Genomic DNA, 17756 nt, shown 5'->3' with positions numbered 1-17756 from the left:
TTAACTGATAAAAACAAAAAAAAAACTAGTAATTATTTAGTTATATTTGCCCTTAAAATAGTCTAGATGGTGGATGCTTTAGTTATAATCCCTACCTATAACGAAATTGAAAATGTAGAACGTATTATTAAGAATGTGTTTTCGCTTCAACGCGATTTTCATATTCTTATTGTAGATGATAATTCCCCTGATGGAACCATTGATAAAATAAAAGAGTTGCAGTTAGAATATTCAACTACACTTTTTTTGATTGAACGAGAACGTAAATCGGGTTTGGGTACAGCATATATTACTGGTTTTGAATGGGCATTAGAACGTTCCTACGAATATGTTTTTGAGATGGATGCAGATTTCTCTCATAATCCTAATGATTTGATACGATTGTATAATGCATGTGCAAAAGGAGATTCTCATGTTGCAATAGGGTCGAGGTATGTTACAGGAGTCAATGTAGTAAATTGGCCAATGAGTAGAGTCTTATTGTCTTGGGGGGCATCGAGATATGTACGTTTTATAACAGGAATGGATATTCATGACACAACAGCAGGATTTATCTGTTATAGAAGAGAGGTATTAGAAAGAATTAATCTAAAGAAAATTCAATTTGTAGGGTATGCTTTTCAGATAGAAATGAAATATAAAGCCTATTTATTGAAATTTAAAATAAAAGAAATTCCCGTAATTTTTACAGACAGAACTCGGGGGGCTTCAAAAATGAGTAAAGGAATTATTTCTGAAGCTGTTTTTGGGGTTATAAAAATGAAATTTAAAAGCTTATTTAATCGTTACGAAATATGATCATGGATAGAGTGCTTATTAAAAATGCTAACATTATTAATGAAGGAAAGATTTTTAATGGAGATATATATATAGAGGATGGTATTTTTAAAGAAATTGCACCGCAGATAAGTGCAAAATCATCAGATGTCCACATCTTTGATGCTGAAGGGAAGTATCTACTACCAGGAGTTATAGATGATCAGGTACATTTTAGAGAACCAGGGTTAACACATAAAGCTACTATAGAAACAGAATCTAGAGCAGCTATAGCTGGAGGAATTACTTCTTTTATAGAGATGCCAAATACAGTGCCTCAGACAACAACAATAGAAAAACTAGAAGAAAAATTCGAAATTGCAGCAAAAACAAGTTATGCGAATTATTCTTTTATGTTTGGAGGAACAAACGATAATCTAGAAGAAATTCTTAAAGTAGATCCTAAAAAAGTAGCAGCGCTTAAACTGTTTCTAGGGTCTTCTACAGGAAACATGCTTGTGGATAATCCAGAGGTTTTGGAGAAAATTTTTTCTTCTACAGATTTATTAATTGCGGTTCATTGCGAAGATGAACAAACTATTAAAGAAGCTACAGAAAAACATAAGGCAGAATATGGAGATGATATTCCTATAGCTCTTCATCCTATAATAAGAAGTGAAGAAGCGTGTTATTTATCTTCATCAAGAGCAGTAGAGCTAGCAAAAAAAACAGGAGCTAGATTGCATGTTTTTCATCTTTCGACAGCTAAAGAATTAGCGCTTTTTACAAATAAAATTCCACTTAAAGAAAAGAAAATAACAGCAGAAGTGTGTATCCATCACCTGTGGTTTTCTGATGAAGATTATGCCGAAAAAGGAACGTTAATAAAATGGAATCCTGCGGTAAAAACAGCAAAAGATAGAAAAGCACTGTTTAAGGCATTATTAGATGATAGATTAGATGTGATTGCTACAGATCATGCACCACATACGATAGAAGAAAAGAAGAATGTGTATGCCAAAGCTCCTTCTGGAGGACCATTAGTACAACATGCATTACCCGCAATGTTGGAGTTTTATCATCAAGGAAAAATAACTCTGGAAAAAATAGTTGAAAAAATGTGTCATAACCCAGCAATATTATTTCAAATCGAGAAGAGAGGGTATATAAAAGAAGGGTATTATGCAGATGCAGTATTGGTAGATATAAATGCACCATGGAGTGTTAATAAAGATAATATTGCTTATAAATGCGGTTGGTCTCCTTTTCAGGGAACTACTTTTAGGTCAAGAATTACTCATACTTTTGTTAATGGAAGCTTAGTGTATAAGAATTTTAAATTCTACGATGTAAAAAATGGACAACGATTAACTTTTGACAGATGATTAGAAGAGGATTATATTTTGTGGTTTTTCTACTAATTTTTTCTTGCCAGAGTATTGATAAAGCCTCTATGCCAAAGAATTTATTAGAGGAAGATCATATGGTAGAGATTTTGACTGATATTGCATTTATAAAAGCAGCAAAAAACTCCAATAGAAATATTCTTGAAGAGAATAATATTAGTCCAGAAGCTTTTATTCTTAGAAAACATGGGGTTGATAGTGTCGTTTTTGCAGAAAACCATATTTGGTACTCTAATCATATAGAGCAATATGTAGCTATTTTTAAAAATGTAAAAGCTAATCTTAATGCAGAAGAAGTAAAGTATGAAAAACTTAAAAAACAAGAAGATTCTATTAGGAAAGCTGAGGACTCTATTAAAAAAATAAAAGATACCTTAACAATTAAAAAAGAAAAAATGTTCCAGAAATAAAATTGAGTTTTGAATACATTAAATTATCTATAAATGCTTGCTACTTCTGACTTTTGGCTAAAAAATAATGAGCAGTTTCTTTGATACTTTTTTCAATGGGTATAAAACTATAGGTAAGTTCTTTCTTTATTTTGTTGTTATCATAATATGTTATTAAAAAAGCACCTCGGATAGATGATTTAAAAATAGATTGTTTAGTTCTAAAGAACGTGTGTCCTATATGTTGTATATAATAAGCAACTTTCATTAGCAGAGGAGAGACTTTCTTTTTGGGGATAGGCTTGTTTAGTGCTGTAGCAATCTTGCAAAACACATTTTTATAACTTATATTTTCTCCAATAAGAATGTATCGTTGGTTGTTATAAGGACCGTTCATAAGTTGATGCATAATAGTGATCACATCTTTTATAGCGACATATCCTGTGATCCCTGTAGTGAAATAGTTCATTCCTTCATGGATTCTTTTAAAGAGATATCCACTACCGCTATCAAAGTATCCAGGTCCAATAATGATACCTGGATTTACAATTACAGCATTAAGCCCCTCATGAATACCTCTCCAAACCTCTATTTCTGCACCGTACTTAGTAATAGCATATACAGAATTAGGGGTTTCGGGATTCCATTCTGTAGATTCATCAACAGGGGAGTTAAAAGAGCTTTCTCCCAATGTAGCAATAGAACTTACATAGCAAAATTTCTCTATATTATTAAGTAAACAAAGGTTTACAATATTAGCAGTGCCTTCTATATTCGTTTTTCGTAGCTCTTTATAATCGGATGGATTAAAACTAATTTTTGCAGCACAGTGATATACATGTGTAATTCCTTCAAAAACTTCGGTAAGAGCAGGGATATCATTAATTGTACAGTTTACCCAGTCTATAGTGTTAAATAATTCCTCTCCTTCTTCATTAGGGAAATAATATAAAAACACTTTTCTAGTCTGCTCTTTTTTGGTTTCAGTTCGGTATAATGCTCGTATCGAGTAGTTCTCTTTTACAAGCTTAACTAATAAATGACCTCCTACTAGACCTGTTGCTCCTGTAACTAATATCATAATGTGTATTCTGCGATACTAAAGTAAACAATTAAAATACGTTTTGTAAATTTTAGAGAATATAAAATAGAGGTCAAAGTTAGTACTACATTTATTGAAATAGATTAATCATATCTTCTCCGTTTATATAAAGTTTACCATTATAAAAAATAATGTAGAGGTGCTTCTTTTGGATTTAAGTAATATTAGGTGCTGTTCTTTTTCTTTCTATACCAAAACGCAGAGATAAGTAGTATTCCTAATAAAGCTACTCCAATAATTTTGCTAAAATCTTAAAATAATGTTTAAAAACTAAAATGATTCGATCCTTAGGATTTCTATGATATTCATAGCAAAATAGTCATCATATTTTTATCTTTGTTACCCTTAACAGAATTATAGTATAATGACTAAAAATTTTATAGAAGAGTTACGTTGGAGAGGAATGTTGCATGATGCAATGCCTGGTACAGAAGAATATCTAATGGAGCAAATGAGATCAGCTTATGTAGGGTTTGATCCTACTGCAGATTCGTTACATATTGGTAACTTGGTTCCTATTATGTTATTAGCACACTATCAAAGAACAGGGCATAAGCCTTTTGCTTTAGTAGGGGGTGCTACAGGTATGATTGGAGATCCGTCAGGTAAATCAGCAGAACGTAATCTGTTAGATGAGAAAACACTACGTCATAATCAAGAATCTATAAAAAAGCAATTGAGTAGATTTTTAGATTTTGAAAGTGATGCTCCTAATGCAGCGGTATTAGTTAATAACTATGATTGGATGAAAGAGTTTTCGTTTCTAGAGTTTATTAGAGATGTAGGGAAACATATTACAGTTAATTATATGATGGCTAAAGATTCGGTTAAGAATCGGATATCTTCAGAATCCTCAGAAGGAATGTCATTTACAGAATTTACTTATCAATTAGTACAAGGGTATGATTTTTTACATCTATACAGAGCGCATACCTGTACATTGCAAATGGGAGGAAGCGATCAATGGGGTAATATCACTACAGGTACAGAACTAATCAGAAGAGTTTCTGGAGGTAAAGGGTATGCCTTAACCTGCCCGTTGATAACCAAATCAGATGGGTCTAAGTTTGGTAAATCCGAAGGTGGTAACGTATGGTTAGATGCTAAGAGAACATCTCCATATAAATTCTACCAATATTGGTTAAATACTAGTGATGAAGATGCAGAGAAGTGTATTAAGATTTTTACCTTTTTAACAGAAAAAGAGATACAAGCACTCGTAGCAGAACATACAGAAGCTCCACATCAGCGAATTTTACAGAAAAAATTAGCCGATGAGGTTACAGTTATAGTACATTCTAAAGAAGATTTAGATAATGCTATAAAAGCTTCTGCAATTTTATTTGGTAAATCTACATCTGCTGACTTAAAGGAGTTAGATGAAGCTACTTTCTTAGATGTTTTTGATGGGGTACCCCAAGCAGAGGTGTCAAAAGAATTGATGTCTAATGGCTTGGGTATTGTTGGAGCTTTGGCAGAGCAAACAGGTTTTTTAAAATCTAATGGAGAAGCTAGACGAGCATTAAAAGAAAATTCTATATCAGTAAACAGGGAAAAAGTAACTGATGAATATTCGATATCAGAAAACGATCTGATTAATGAACAATTCGTTTTATTACAACGAGGTAAGAAAAATTATTTTGTGATTAGAGTTGTTTGATTATTCTTTAATCCCTCATTGAGGGGTTAATTCCCTGAGGTCTGCCTCGATATCAAAATATTTTTTTAGGAAGCATACCTCGTGAGCTTGCTCCAAGGTTGTTGATTTAAATGTTTTAAAATATAAAAACGCCATGCTATCAATAATAGCATGGCGTTTTTAGTGTTAATATCTGTATAAAGTTATTGAGCTAATTTTACAGACGATATATCTGTCACTTTCTTTTTGCTAAATCGAACCTTTATACGGTGTACAATATAGAATAAACACGGTACAATAATTAAAGTTAAAAATGTTGCTATAATTAATCCATATATAACGGTCCAAGCTAATGGACCCCAGAAAATCACATTATCTCCTCCTAAATAAATTTTTGGATCAAATTTAGAAAATAATGAAAAGAAATCTATATTAAAGCCTATTGCTAATGGTATCAGCCCTAATACTGTAGTAATCGCAGTTAATAATACAGGTCTTAAACGAGCTTTACCACCTTTAATAATAATTTTCATAATCTCTTCATTAGGTAAAAGTTCTTTTTCATTGACATTAAGTTCTACTTTTTTTCTATCGATTAACAGTTGGGTATAATCCAGTAAAACCACTCCATTGTTTACTACAATTCCTGCTAAGGAGATGATCCCCATCATCGTCATCATAATGACAAACGAAGACCCTGTAATTAATATACCTCCAAAAACTCCTATAAAACTCAAGAAAATAGCAATCATAATAATAGTAGGTTTAGAAATAGAACTAAACTGAAAAATTAGAATTAGCATAATCAATCCTAATCCAGAGAAAAAGGCACCCATTAAAAACTTCATTTGCTTACCTTGTTCTTCTATCTGACCTGTGTAGTCGATTTTAACATCTCTAGGTAATGTTATGAAGCCAGCCATTTCTGTCTGAATTTGGGACACAATTGCCCCAGCATCTGTATAACCAGGTTGAAGCCCAGAATACACCGTTACCACTCTCTTAGTTGCTTTATGTTTAATTGCACTAAATGAAGAAGTGTTTTTTTGTGATGCTACTGCAGACACAGGTACTTCTTTTAATTGTCCAGTAGCTTGATCTCTAAAAGTGATATTTTGATTAAAAAGGGCACTAGTGTTATATCGGTTATCTTCATTAAAACGGATATAAATATCATAATCTTCTCCATTTTTTTTATACACTCCCGCTTTTTCACCAAAAATTGACCTACGCAATTGATTTCCTACCTGACCAGCAGCTACTCCTAATTCTCCAGATTTCTGCCTATCGACTACCACTTGCATAGCAGGTTTTCCTTTATTAACATCAATTTTTAACTCCTCTATGCCTGGAATATTTTTTTCATTAATAAAGTTACGCATTTGTTCAGCAATAGTGATCAACTCATCATAATCAGGGCCTTCAATTTCAATATTAATAGGGTATCCAACAGGAGGCCCCACAGGATCTTTTTCAACAGAAATTGCTACACCAGGATAAATGCCTTTTAAAGATTCTTGTACTTTCTGACGTAATATTTCAGAATCTTTTCCTTTTCGGTATTTATATTCTCTCATTGTAGCTGTAATCTTTGCTTTATGAGGCATTTCGGCATTACTACCACCATCAGTCTGAGGATTCCCAGCTCCTTCTCCTACCTGAGAAACGGCAGATTCTACAAGAAAATTATGATTACTACCCTCTAGATATTCTGATTCATTAATAACAGCGTAAACACGTTGCTCGATTTCTTTGGTAATTGCATTTGTTTTTTCTATATCTGTCCCTTGTGAATATTCAACATACACTACGATTTGATTCGGTTTGTTATCTGGGAAAAATTCTACTTTGGTTCGTTGACTCATCATTGAACCAATGAACATTACAAATACAACAATTAGTAAAATAAATGTTCCAAAACTATAAATGTAAGCTCTCCAACCTTTTAATGCTGATGTTAAAAAGCGTTGGTATTGATTTTCTAACCAAGCTAAAATTCTTTTTTGAAAGAAATTTGCGGCTCCTTTTAGTACGTATCTATATAACCAGAACATAGCAGCAGTAAAGATCATAAGACTTCCTAAACCTCTTACTGCTCCTCCAACAACCAAGATAAATGTACCAATACCTCCTAAGATTATGCTTAATCGTATTAATTGCTTACGAGTCAGTTTCTTTTCACCAACTTCCATAAATTGTGACACTAACATAGAGTTAATAAATATGGCAACAAATAGAGATGATCCTAATACAACAGATAATGTAATCGGAAAATAGATCATAAATTGTCCCATTACCCCTGGCCACATTCCTAATGGAACAAAGGCTGCGACAGTAGTTAAAGTAGAGATGATTATAGGAAAAGCAATCTCTCCAATACCTTTTTTGGCAGCTTCTATTCTAGACATCCCTTCTTCTTCCATTAAGCGATATACATTTTCTACCACTACAATACCATTGTCTACTAGCATTCCTAATCCCATGATTAATGCAAAAAGAATCATAGTATTCATTGTGTATCCTAATGCCGATAGGATCATAAAAGACATAAACATAGACATTGGGATTGCAAACCCTACGAATAGTGCATTTCTAAATCCTAAAAAGAACATCAAAACGCCTACTACTAGAATAATCCCAAAAATGATATTATTTACTAAATCACTTACTTGGTTATTTGTTTTTTCGGACTGATCGTTAGCAACAGTTACTTTTAAATCTTGAGGGAATACATTTTCTTTAGCATCTTCTAGAATTCCATTTATTTTTTCGGCAGCTTCGATCATATTTTTTCCAGAACGCTTCTTTACATCTAACATCACTACACTATGTCCATATTCTCTTGCATAAGTAGTTTTGTCTTCTTCTTTAAAGGTAACTTCGGCAATATCTCTAAGATATACAGCTCCGTTCAAGGATTTTACAACAAATTGATCAAGTTGTGAAGGACGCTCGATTTCTCCTAGAATTCTTATCGTACGTCGTTGCCCGCTTGCAATCATATTTCCTGCAGACATAGTCATATTTCCATTACGTATCGTATTGATTATATCATCAAAACTTACTTTAGCGGCCATCATTTTGTAGATATCCACAGCAACTTCCACCTCTTTTTCCTGAGCACCACGGATATCTGCTTTTTTAATTTCATCAAGATCTCCTATTTCATCTTCTAGATATTCAGCAAATTCTTTTAGTTTTTCTACTGGATAGTCACCTGATATATTAATGTTCATAATTGGAGTTTCCTCAGAAATACTCAGATCAAAAACATTAGGTTCTACTTTGGCTCCATTAAAAGTAGGCCAATCCTCATTAGCTTTTTCAGAATCTACTTCATCTTTTACCTTTTGTTTGGCTGCCGGTACAGAGAGTTCCTCATCAAATTCTACTGTTATAATAGCATAATCTTCTTGCGAAGTCGAGAGGATCTCTACGACATTACTTACATTTTTTAGTTGATCTTCTAATGGATCTACAATTAAGCGTTCAATATCTTCTGCAGTATTTCCTGGATAAGGAACACTGATATAGATTTTGGTTTCATTGATTTCTGGGAAATTTTCTCTAGGCATAGAAAAATATGCAGAAAGTCCTAACACCAGAAATATACCAATCATTACATATATGGTAGTTGGATTGTCTATCGCCCAAGACGATAATTTAAACTCCTTATCTACCTTTTTCTTGTTAACTTCCATAGGTTGTTAGTTTAAAATTTTAACTTTCTGACCATCTTTTACACTTCTAGCACCTTCACTAATAATAGCATCACCATTATTGATACCTTCTGTAATCTCTATTAGATCTCCTTGTGTTTTTCCTGTTTTTATGATTACTCTTTTAGCTTCTGCTATATTCTGTCCATTTTTACCAGTGGTAACATATGTATATTGATCGCCTTCTGCATTTTCAGAAATAATACTTTGTGGGATTAATATCGCTTTCTCATTAGTGTAATCGTTTATTTTTACTTTAGCAGTAAGATTAGGTTTTACAGTACCTCCTTTTGAAGGAATACCAACTTCTACCATAAAGGAGCGATTGTTAGGGTTGATATAATTTCCAACCTGACGAATTTTAGTATTTATTGTTGTTCCAAGAACAGGGAAATATACTTCTACATTTTTACCCATAGTAACACTTGGTATATAGCGTTCTGGTACTTCGGTTTCGATATACATATCATTTAGGTTAACGATACGTATTACGGGGCTTTGACCAGGAGATACTACACTCCCCTGTTCTGTTATCACATCATCAATAATACCAGAAAAAGGAGCATTTATTGTAGTTTTTGCCAATTGACGTTTGATTTGATTTACTACATTTTTCTGAGCTTCAAAATTTGTTTTAGCTTCTAAATACTGAATTTCGGAACCGATTTTTTGTTCCCAAAGTCTTTTTTGGCGATCAAAAGTAGTTTTGGCTAATTGTGCTTGTACTTCTACTTGTGATAGTTGTTGGCTAAGTCCACCATCATCAATTCTGGCAAGTAGTTGACCTTTAGATACTTTTTGTCCTTGTTTTACATAGATTCTGGTAAGAATACCACCCATCTCTGGATATAAGACTATGTTTTTCTTAGTCTCTACATTTCCTTGCAATTCTAGATAATGGTTAAACAAGGTGTCTTTTACTATAATTGTAGTTACTAAAGGAAGTTTTTTTATAGAATCTAAAGAAGCTATTGCTTCATCCAATTGTTTTAACTGATTAGAAACAGTTTGTTGTTCAGCTACTATCTCGGTTCTTTTAGCACGCAATGCTTGCAAATTACCGTCTTCTATAATTTTGTCGATAGACTTCGTATTATTTTGTCCACATGAAATGATAAGAAGTGATATAGATAATATGGTAAGTATCTTTTTCATAATATGGTTACTTATTGTTTGGTATGTTTAAAATCGTTTCTAGTTCTGCTTTTTTATTGATAATAGTGAGCATAGCATTTAACACTTCATTCTGAGAAGAGTATAATTGTAATTGTGCTTGTCTTAATTCAAAACTGGAGGTAAGACCTTCTGAGTATTTAATTTGATTTTTTTTCTCAATTCGTTCTGCAAGCGTAAGATTTTGTTTTGCGGTATCATAGTTGCCTATTGAAAACTTATAATCACTTATTGCATTATTATATTTAAGCTGTATTTCTTGCTGAGTTCTTAAAAAATCAGTTTGAGACTGTTTATTAGCTATTTTAGCTTGTTGTGTGCGAGCACTTCTTTTTAAAGAGCTGAAAATAGGAATATTTAAACTCGCTCCTAAAATTGAGGATTGAAACCACTTAGTGTCACTATCCAAAAATACAAAATCATTATTAAAAGCTGAGGTGCCATAATTTACAAAAGCTGATAGAGAAGGTAAGGCCCTGCTTTTTTCTAGCTTTAATTCTAATCTGGTTTGCTCGGTATACAAGTGAGCTAATCTATAATCGATATTATTCTCTATAATAAAAGGCTTTGATGTAATTGATTGATCCATATTTTTCATAGCCAGACTATCTAAATCATCAGAAAGTACTATAGTAGAATTAACATCTATTCCTATGGTTAGGTTAAACATTTGTAATGCAATTTTTTCTAAACGCTCTGCATTACTAAGTTGATTAGTGATTTGTAATAAAGTAATCTGAAGCTGTTCTACATCTTCTTCTTCTGCTAATCCATTCTCAAAAATCTTTTTCGTTTCTAGGTGATTTTTTTCTAGTGCTTCTATATTATTTTGAAGAATCTTTACACTTTCTTGAGCAACAAGGACACTACCATAGGCATTGATGATACCTTTACGAACTTCTAGATTTGTCTTTTCTTCTATATCATTGTTATATTGTAAAAAACTCTTAGCAGCTTCAATTCCAACAAGGTATGATCCGTCAAAAATCAATTGACTTAATGTAGCTGTTGCAGAAGCTTTTTGTTTCGTTCCAAAAACAACAGGAACAAAAGTTCCTGGCTCCTTACCAGCTACTTCTCCAGGAATCAAACTTACGGGTTGTTTTAATTGGTTTTGATAATCAATTAATGCATTAATTTGTGGAAGTCCGTTTGCAGTAGCTTCCCATTTTCTTTTTAAAGCTTTTGCTACATCGCGTCTGGCATTAATGGATTGATAACTATTTTCTAATGCAAATTCTATTGCTTCATCTAGTGTAAACGAATATGAAGAATTTGTTGGTTGTTGTTGGGCTAATACTGTGGTTGTAAACAGCCAACCTAGACAAATTAACCAAAGGTTATTTCTCATACTTGATGCTCTTTTATAAGGTTATTTAAAATTGTACGTCCTTTTTCTGTGGTAATACCAAGAATATGATACTCTAGATAATTATCCATAAGTTTAGGAACAGGAAACATCTCAACAGGAAACATTTCTTTATCCTTTATGCTAATAGTACCTATAAAATATATTCTTGAAATAAATTCGATATCTATGTTTTTTCTAAAAACACCTTTTTCGATCCCTCGATTCAGATTGTCAATAACACAATCTTGAAATACATCAAACTGTTTCGCTTTTAGAATTTCGTGAATTTTTGGATAATACTTTTGGAGTTGATATTGCGGAGCTGCTTTTTCATTTTTGAGATGATGCATTACAAAAGTTTTGATTGCATATAATTCTTCAATAGGATCAAGTTGCTCTCTTAAAATTGCATTTATCCCATCATTTATTTGATAAAACAGATGATCCGCAGTGGCTTCTACAAGCTTAGTTTTATTTTGAAAATGAGTGTAAATGGTTTTTTTTGAAATCCCCATTTCTGAGGCAAGATCATCCATTGTAACACTTTTAAAACCAAGATTCAAAAACATATCACTGGCTTTTGTTATTATTTTGTCTTTCATTTATAAATAATAATCTTTTCTCAAAAGTACATACGGAAACTAAATAAACAATAAAAGTTTCCTAAGTTTCACACTTTTTTAACATAGAACATCATTTTACTGTTGATTGTTAAGAAAATGTTTTGTGCTAGGGAATGATTAGTTTTAGTTTTTTAAAAACTTTGGATTACTTTAGCACAAAAAATATACAGTGCATACAATTTCTGATTATCAAGGATATTTTGTAGAATATTTATCTAAAAAGGTTGTAACTAAAGAGCCAAAAAATCTTTATGAACCGATGTCTTATATTCTTAATTTAGGAGGGAAACGACTTCGTCCTATACTAACCTTAATGGCTTGTGAAATTTTTGATGGATCATATAAGAAAGCTTTGGACGCTGCATTAGCGATAGAGATTTTTCATAATTTTTCATTAATACATGATGATATTATGGATGCGGCTCCTCTTAGACGAGGTAAAGAGACTGTCCATGAGAAATGGGATGTAAACACAGGAATTCTCTCAGGAGATGCGATGTTGATTAATGCATATCAATTGTTTGAAAATTATGAAGATAGTGTCTTTAAGGAATTAGCAAAGTTGTTTACTAAGACAGCAATGGAGGTATGTGAAGGTCAGCAGTATGATATTGATTTTGAAACAAGAGATGATGTGGTTATTTCTGAGTATATTAAAATGATAGAATATAAAACGGCAGTTTTGGTCGGTGCAGCTATGAAAATGGGAGCAATTGTAGCTAGTGCTCCAGAAAAATGTAGGTCTTTAATTTATGATTTTGGAAGATTATTAGGATTAGCATTTCAGCTTCAGGATGATTATTTAGATGCTTTTGGTGACCCTAAAACTTTTGGAAAGCAAGTAGGAGGAGATATTATAGAGAATAAAAAAACTATTTTATATCTAAAAGCTTTGGAATTTGCAAATGAAGATGAACAAAAACAATTAATAGGCTTATTTTCTCTTAACCCAGATGATCCATCTGAAAAGATAAATACAGTAACACATCTTTTTGAAACTACAGGAGCAAAAGAGCAAACACGTTTAGAAATTGAAAACTATACAAATAAAGCATTTATAGTTTTAGAAAACCTTCCTATAGGAGATGATAAAAAAAAGAGATTAAGAATGTTTGGTGAACAACTAATGAATAGAAGTGTCTGAATATACTCTTGTAATTAAGCAGCAATTGATTGATGAGTTCACTAACTCTGATCTATATCCTCAATTTTTGATTCAAATACAAAAGGATTTGAATCGTGCAGGAATTGATTATATCATTGAAAGTAAGAAGCCTCAAAGTTTATTTTCTGAAATAACACGTTTACTTATTGAAAAATTACAAAATGCATTTAATGAATATCTTAATTTATTATATGCTGTTGATGTCTCAGAAGATAAGATAAAAAGTCTGAATTCTGAAGATAGTATTGATATTGCAGAATATGCTGCCTATTTGATTCTAAAGAGGGAATGGCAAAAAGTTTGGTATAGAAATAAACAATAGAAGTATAAACAAATGAAGATATATGGTAGTGTTTTTTTCTTTTTTTTCTTAACTTTTATGTATGGACAAGAGCTGTCTCAGAATGCAACTAACATCATGTATGAGGCGTTTTTAGAAGCGATCAATAAAAAAGATACTTTGATTACGCAAGTATTTAAAAAATACAAGTGCTCTGAATATTTCTCCGGAAATATTAATTTTTACTACAAGAACAAAAAATTAAAGCTTATAAAACATTTGTATAAGCAGCATGCAGATGTTAGTTTGGAATATTATTTTATAGAAAATGATACGTTGAGGATGCAAACTTTGATTTCTGAAATTATTCGTTTCAATACTTTTTATTATGAAAACGCACAAGAAAAATCTTCGTCAATGGAAAAAGTATTAGAAGTTGTAGAATTCCGAACACTTTTTGAGGATGATCTTATTGCATCATGTTATGAAAGAAGAAACATGCAAAAACATTCAGAATGGGATTCTGACTTTTTTAATTCCATGGATTTTGAAAAAAATGCCTGTTTAAAAGATAATGTAGAGGATATAAACTATAAATATAGATTACTTCGTAAAGCCGAAAAGAAACTTATTAGGTATAGAAATAAACCAAGTTGCATTTTTCATATGTGGTAAATATAACCTCCCTCCCTTTATAAGGATGTTTTTTTAAAAAAACATCCTTATAAAGGGAGCATAGGGGCTTCCATAAATACTTTTTTTATCATCATATAGTACATCATATTTAAGACCTACGCTAATAAAACCTACTCTATATCCGGCTCCAATAAATAGTGCTGGATACCAATAATTATCAGTAATTTTTTGATTTGCAGTTTTGATTTCTCTATTCACGCCCATTTCTTCAAACTCTGCAGAAATTTGTAATTTAGGTAAAGGATTAAGTAATGTAATAATACTTGCTCCATAATTGATATCTTTTCTTTTTTGGTTGAGTCTATCGTTTTCGAAACTACTATATCCAAAACGTAATCCCAGTCCAGCACTAAACCACTCATTAAACTCATATATAGCAGCAGGGGCGACAACAGCATTAAATGTGTCATTAGAGAACCCAATACCTATGTCACCTCCAAAATGTACATTAGACCAAAAATCATCATTCTGAGAGTATCCTTTTTGTATAGAAAAAAATAAGAAGAGAATTAATATTGAGACTATGATATTTTGATAAGGATATGATATCATTATTGATTTTATAAAAGAATTATGATATAAATATAAATAATTCAATACTTATTATACAGTAATTGTTGTATTTTTGTGACGTTTTATCATTAAAAAGACAGTTGAATACTTACATATGGATAAATATTCATTTTTGAATGCGGCTAATACCGCATTTTTTGCAGATTTGTATGATCAATATTTGCAAAATCCCGATAGTGTAGAGCCTAGTTGGCGTGCATTTTTTCAAGGATTTGATTTTGGGTTAGAAAACGCCGATGAATCAGGAGAATTCTTACATGTAGATCAGACATCTGAAGAAACGATTACAGTTCCTCAAAATGTTCAAAAAGAATTTCAGGTAGTTCGTTTGATAGACGGATATAGAACTCGAGGACATTTGTTTACTAAAACGAACCCTGTAAGAGAACGAAGAAAATATAATCCTACACTAGCATTAGAAAATTTTGGATTAAGTCAGAGAGATCTTAATACTGTTTTTAACGCAGGAGAAATTATTGGTATAGGTCCTAATACCTTGAGCAATATTGTTGTTCATTTAGAGCAAATCTATTGTGATTCTGTCGGTATCGAATATATGTATATTCGTAACCCCGAAGAACGAGAATGGATACAGGCTCGAGTTAACTTTAATAGCAATAGAACTAAGTTCTCTGTTGACCAAAAAAAACATATCCTTAAAAAACTAAATCAAGCAGTTTCTTTCGAGAGCTTTTTACATACCAAATATGTCGGACAGAAACGTTTTTCTTTAGAAGGAGGAGAATCTCTTATACCAGCACTTGATGCATTAGTAGAGAAAGCATCAAATCTAGGTGTTAAAGAGTTTGTAATGGGGATGGCACATCGTGGTCGTTTAAGTACCCTTACCAATATTTTTGGAAAGAGCCCTAAAGACATTTTTAGCGAATTTGACGGTAAAGATTATGAAGAAGCAGTATTTGACGGAGATGTAAAGTATCACTTAGGATGGACTTCTAAACGAGAATCAGATTCTGGGAAAGCTATTAATATGAATATAGCACCTAACCCATCACATCTAGAAACTGTAGGGGCAGTAGTAGAAGGAATTGCAAGAGCAAAGCAAGATACACATTATAAAAATGATATCTCGCAGGTGTTACCAATTGTAGTTCATGGGGATGCCGCTGTAGCAGGGCAAGGTCTAGTGTATGAAATTATTCAAATGGCTCAGTTAGATGGCTATAAAACAGGAGGGACCATACATATAATTGTAAATAATCAGATTGGTTTTACTACAAATTATCTAGATGCACGATCATCAACATATTGTACAGATATAGGGAAAGTTACCCTATCACCAGTATTGCACGTAAATGCAGATGATGCAGAAGCAGTAGTTCATGCGGCTAATTTTGCATTAGAATTTAGAATGAATTTTGGGCGTGATGTATTTATAGACTTATTAGGGTATCGTAAATATGGTCATAATGAGGGGGATGAGCCTCGTTTTACACAGCCTAAACTATATAAAGCTATTGCTAAACATAATAACCCGAGGGATATTTATGCAGAAAAACTGATATCAGAAGGTATTATAGATAAGAATTATGTTACTCAGCTCGAAAAAGAATATAAAGCATCTCTAGAAGAAGAGTTACAAGACTCTCGTAAGCAAGAAAAAACTATTATTACTCCATTTATGCAAGATGAATGGGCAGGGTTTGAAAGAGTGCAAGAAGATGAGATGATGGATGTAGTTGATACAACCTATCCTAAAGATAAATTAACAGAAATAGCAGAAGTTATAACAAAACTTCCTGCAGATAAAAACTTCCTTCGTAAAATAGAGAAGATTGTAAATGAGCGTCATAAAGGCTTTTTTGAAAAAGATCAGCTAGATTGGGCGATGGGAGAATTACTAGCGTATGGTTCTTTGTTAAAAGAAGGATACGACGTAAGAATGAGTGGACAAGATGTAGAGCGAGGAACATTCTCACACAGACATGCTGTTATCAAGGTAGAAGATAGTGAAGAAGAAGTAGTGTTATTAAATAACCTAAAAGGAGATCAGGGAGATTTTTATATCTATAATTCATTACTATCAGAATATGGAGTAGTAGGGTTTGATTATGGGTATGCTATGGCTAGCCCTAAAACATTAACTATTTGGGAAGCGCAATTTGGAGATTTTGGTAATGGAGCACAGATTATGTTGGATCAATATATTTCTTCAGCAGAAGATAAGTGGAAACTCCAAAATGGTTTAGTGATGTTATTACCACATGGCTATGAAGGACAAGGAGCAGAACATTCTTCGGCTCGTATGGAGCGATATTTACAATTGTGTGCTAAGGATAATATGTTTGTAGCAGATGTAACAACACCAGCTAACATGTTTCATTTGTTACGTAGACAAATGAAAGCTAATTATCGTAAGCCATTAGTTGTGTTTACTCCGAAGAGTTTATTAAGGGATAAGAAAGTAGTTTCTTCTGTAGATGAATTTGCTAATGGAAGTTTCCAAACAGTATTAGATGACCCAGATGCAAAAACCAAAGATGTAAAATCATTGGTTTTTTGTACCGGTAAATTTTATTACGATTTATTGAAAGAAAAGGAAAAACTAGGACGGAAAGATGTAGCTCTGGTAAGGATAGAACAACTATTTCCTTTACCAGCTTCTGAAATGGATAAAGTTATTGATAAATATAAGGCAGATGAGGTTATATGGGCACAAGAAGAGCCCCGTAATATGGGAGCATTAAGCCATATGTTAATGAATTATGATGCCGCAAAAACATTTAGATTTGCAAGTAGAAGACCATACGGTGCTCCTGCAGCAGGTAGTGCAACTAGATCAAAAAGAAGACATCAGCAAGTGATTGATTATGTGTTTGATAAGACAAAAAACAATCAAAGAAGATAAAAGATTATAAAATAA

14 protein-coding genes are annotated in these 17756 nt (G+C 32.4%); 8 read left to right on the top strand and 6 right to left on the bottom strand.

Features of this window, described 5'->3' with window-relative positions; genetic code table 11:
- Window positions 1-66 precede the first annotated feature (66 nt).
- From N456_RS10810 to N456_RS10800, 3 genes are read left to right on the top strand one after another with little or no spacing between them, the layout of a single operon-like run.
- Window positions 67-798 (top strand): polyprenol monophosphomannose synthase, encoded by a 732-nt coding sequence (locus N456_RS10810; protein WP_062056768.1) that lies wholly within the window; start codon window positions 67-69, stop codon window positions 796-798.
- A 2-nt stretch (window positions 799-800) separates the two neighbouring features.
- A complete protein-coding gene (locus N456_RS10805) occupies window positions 801-2141 on the top strand; it encodes a dihydroorotase (protein ID WP_062056766.1) in 1341 nt (446 codons plus the stop codon).
- Window positions 2138-2572 carry a DUF4296 domain-containing protein gene (locus tag N456_RS10800; protein ID WP_062056764.1) on the top strand — a complete coding sequence of 145 codons (435 nt, stop codon included), beginning with the start codon at window positions 2138-2140 and terminating at the stop codon, window positions 2570-2572. The genes N456_RS10805 and N456_RS10800 overlap by 4 nt, the downstream gene beginning before the upstream one ends.
- A 40-nt stretch (window positions 2573-2612) precedes the next feature.
- Here the strand turns inward: N456_RS10800 and N456_RS10795 are convergent, their stop codons facing one another.
- Window positions 2613-3632: an NAD-dependent epimerase/dehydratase family protein gene (locus tag N456_RS10795; RefSeq protein ID WP_062056762.1), complete on the bottom strand. Its 1020-nt coding sequence runs from the start codon at window positions 3630-3632 to the stop codon at window positions 2613-2615.
- 385 nt (window positions 3633-4017) lie between these two features.
- On the opposite strand from N456_RS10795, the gene tyrS reads away from it, so the two are divergent.
- Window positions 4018-5313, top strand: coding sequence for a tyrosine--tRNA ligase (gene tyrS, locus N456_RS10790; RefSeq protein ID WP_062056760.1), 1296 nt, complete (start codon window positions 4018-4020; stop codon window positions 5311-5313).
- 182 nt (window positions 5314-5495) lie between these two features.
- Here tyrS and N456_RS10785 read toward each other — a convergent pair whose 3' ends face one another.
- The 4 genes from N456_RS10785 to N456_RS10770 are packed head-to-tail and all read right to left on the bottom strand — an operon-like array spanning window position 5496 to window position 12137.
- Window positions 5496-8993 carry an efflux RND transporter permease subunit gene (locus N456_RS10785; RefSeq protein ID WP_062056758.1) on the bottom strand — a complete coding sequence of 1166 codons (3498 nt, stop codon included), beginning with the start codon at window positions 8991-8993 and terminating at the stop codon, window positions 5496-5498.
- 6 nt (window positions 8994-8999) lie between these two features.
- Window positions 9000-10166, bottom strand: coding sequence for an efflux RND transporter periplasmic adaptor subunit (locus N456_RS10780; protein ID WP_062056756.1), 1167 nt, complete (start codon window positions 10164-10166; stop codon window positions 9000-9002).
- 7 nt (window positions 10167-10173) lie between these two features.
- Window positions 10174-11535 (bottom strand): TolC family protein, encoded by a 1362-nt coding sequence (locus N456_RS10775; protein WP_062056754.1) that lies wholly within the window; start codon window positions 11533-11535, stop codon window positions 10174-10176.
- Window positions 11532-12137: a TetR/AcrR family transcriptional regulator gene (locus N456_RS10770; protein ID WP_062056752.1), complete on the bottom strand. Its 606-nt coding sequence runs from the start codon at window positions 12135-12137 to the stop codon at window positions 11532-11534. The genes N456_RS10775 and N456_RS10770 overlap by 4 nt, the downstream gene beginning before the upstream one ends.
- Window positions 12138-12327: 190 nt before the next feature.
- On the opposite strand from N456_RS10770, the gene N456_RS10765 reads away from it, so the two are divergent.
- From N456_RS10765 to N456_RS10755, 3 genes are read left to right on the top strand one after another with little or no spacing between them, the layout of a single operon-like run.
- Window positions 12328-13302, top strand: coding sequence for a polyprenyl synthetase family protein (locus N456_RS10765; protein ID WP_062056750.1), 975 nt, complete (start codon window positions 12328-12330; stop codon window positions 13300-13302).
- Window positions 13295-13645: a hypothetical protein gene (locus N456_RS10760; protein ID WP_148639291.1), complete on the top strand. Its 351-nt coding sequence runs from the start codon at window positions 13295-13297 to the stop codon at window positions 13643-13645. The genes N456_RS10765 and N456_RS10760 overlap by 8 nt, the downstream gene beginning before the upstream one ends.
- Before the next feature lie 12 nt (window positions 13646-13657).
- Entirely contained in the window at window positions 13658-14278 is a 621-nt protein-coding gene (locus tag N456_RS10755; RefSeq protein WP_148639290.1) for a hypothetical protein, read from the top strand.
- Window positions 14279-14311: 33 nt separating this feature from the next.
- On the opposite strand, the gene N456_RS10750 is transcribed toward N456_RS10755, so the two are convergent.
- Window positions 14312-14851 (bottom strand): hypothetical protein, encoded by a 540-nt coding sequence (locus tag N456_RS10750; RefSeq protein WP_062056742.1) that lies wholly within the window; start codon window positions 14849-14851, stop codon window positions 14312-14314.
- Between the two features lie 115 nt (window positions 14852-14966).
- Between N456_RS10750 and N456_RS10745 the strand changes: the two genes are divergently transcribed.
- Window positions 14967-17741 carry a 2-oxoglutarate dehydrogenase E1 component gene (locus tag N456_RS10745; RefSeq protein ID WP_062056740.1) on the top strand — a complete coding sequence of 925 codons (2775 nt, stop codon included), beginning with the start codon at window positions 14967-14969 and terminating at the stop codon, window positions 17739-17741.
- The last annotated feature ends 15 nt before the right edge of the window (window positions 17742-17756 follow it).

Origin of the sequence: Aquimarina longa SW024, assembly GCF_001401755.1 — a bacterium.
Taxonomy (GTDB): Bacteria; Bacteroidota; Bacteroidia; order Flavobacteriales; family Flavobacteriaceae; genus Aquimarina; species Aquimarina longa.
Note: the sequence above shows the minus strand (reverse complement) of the source record. Positions and strands in the feature narration are given on the sequence as shown.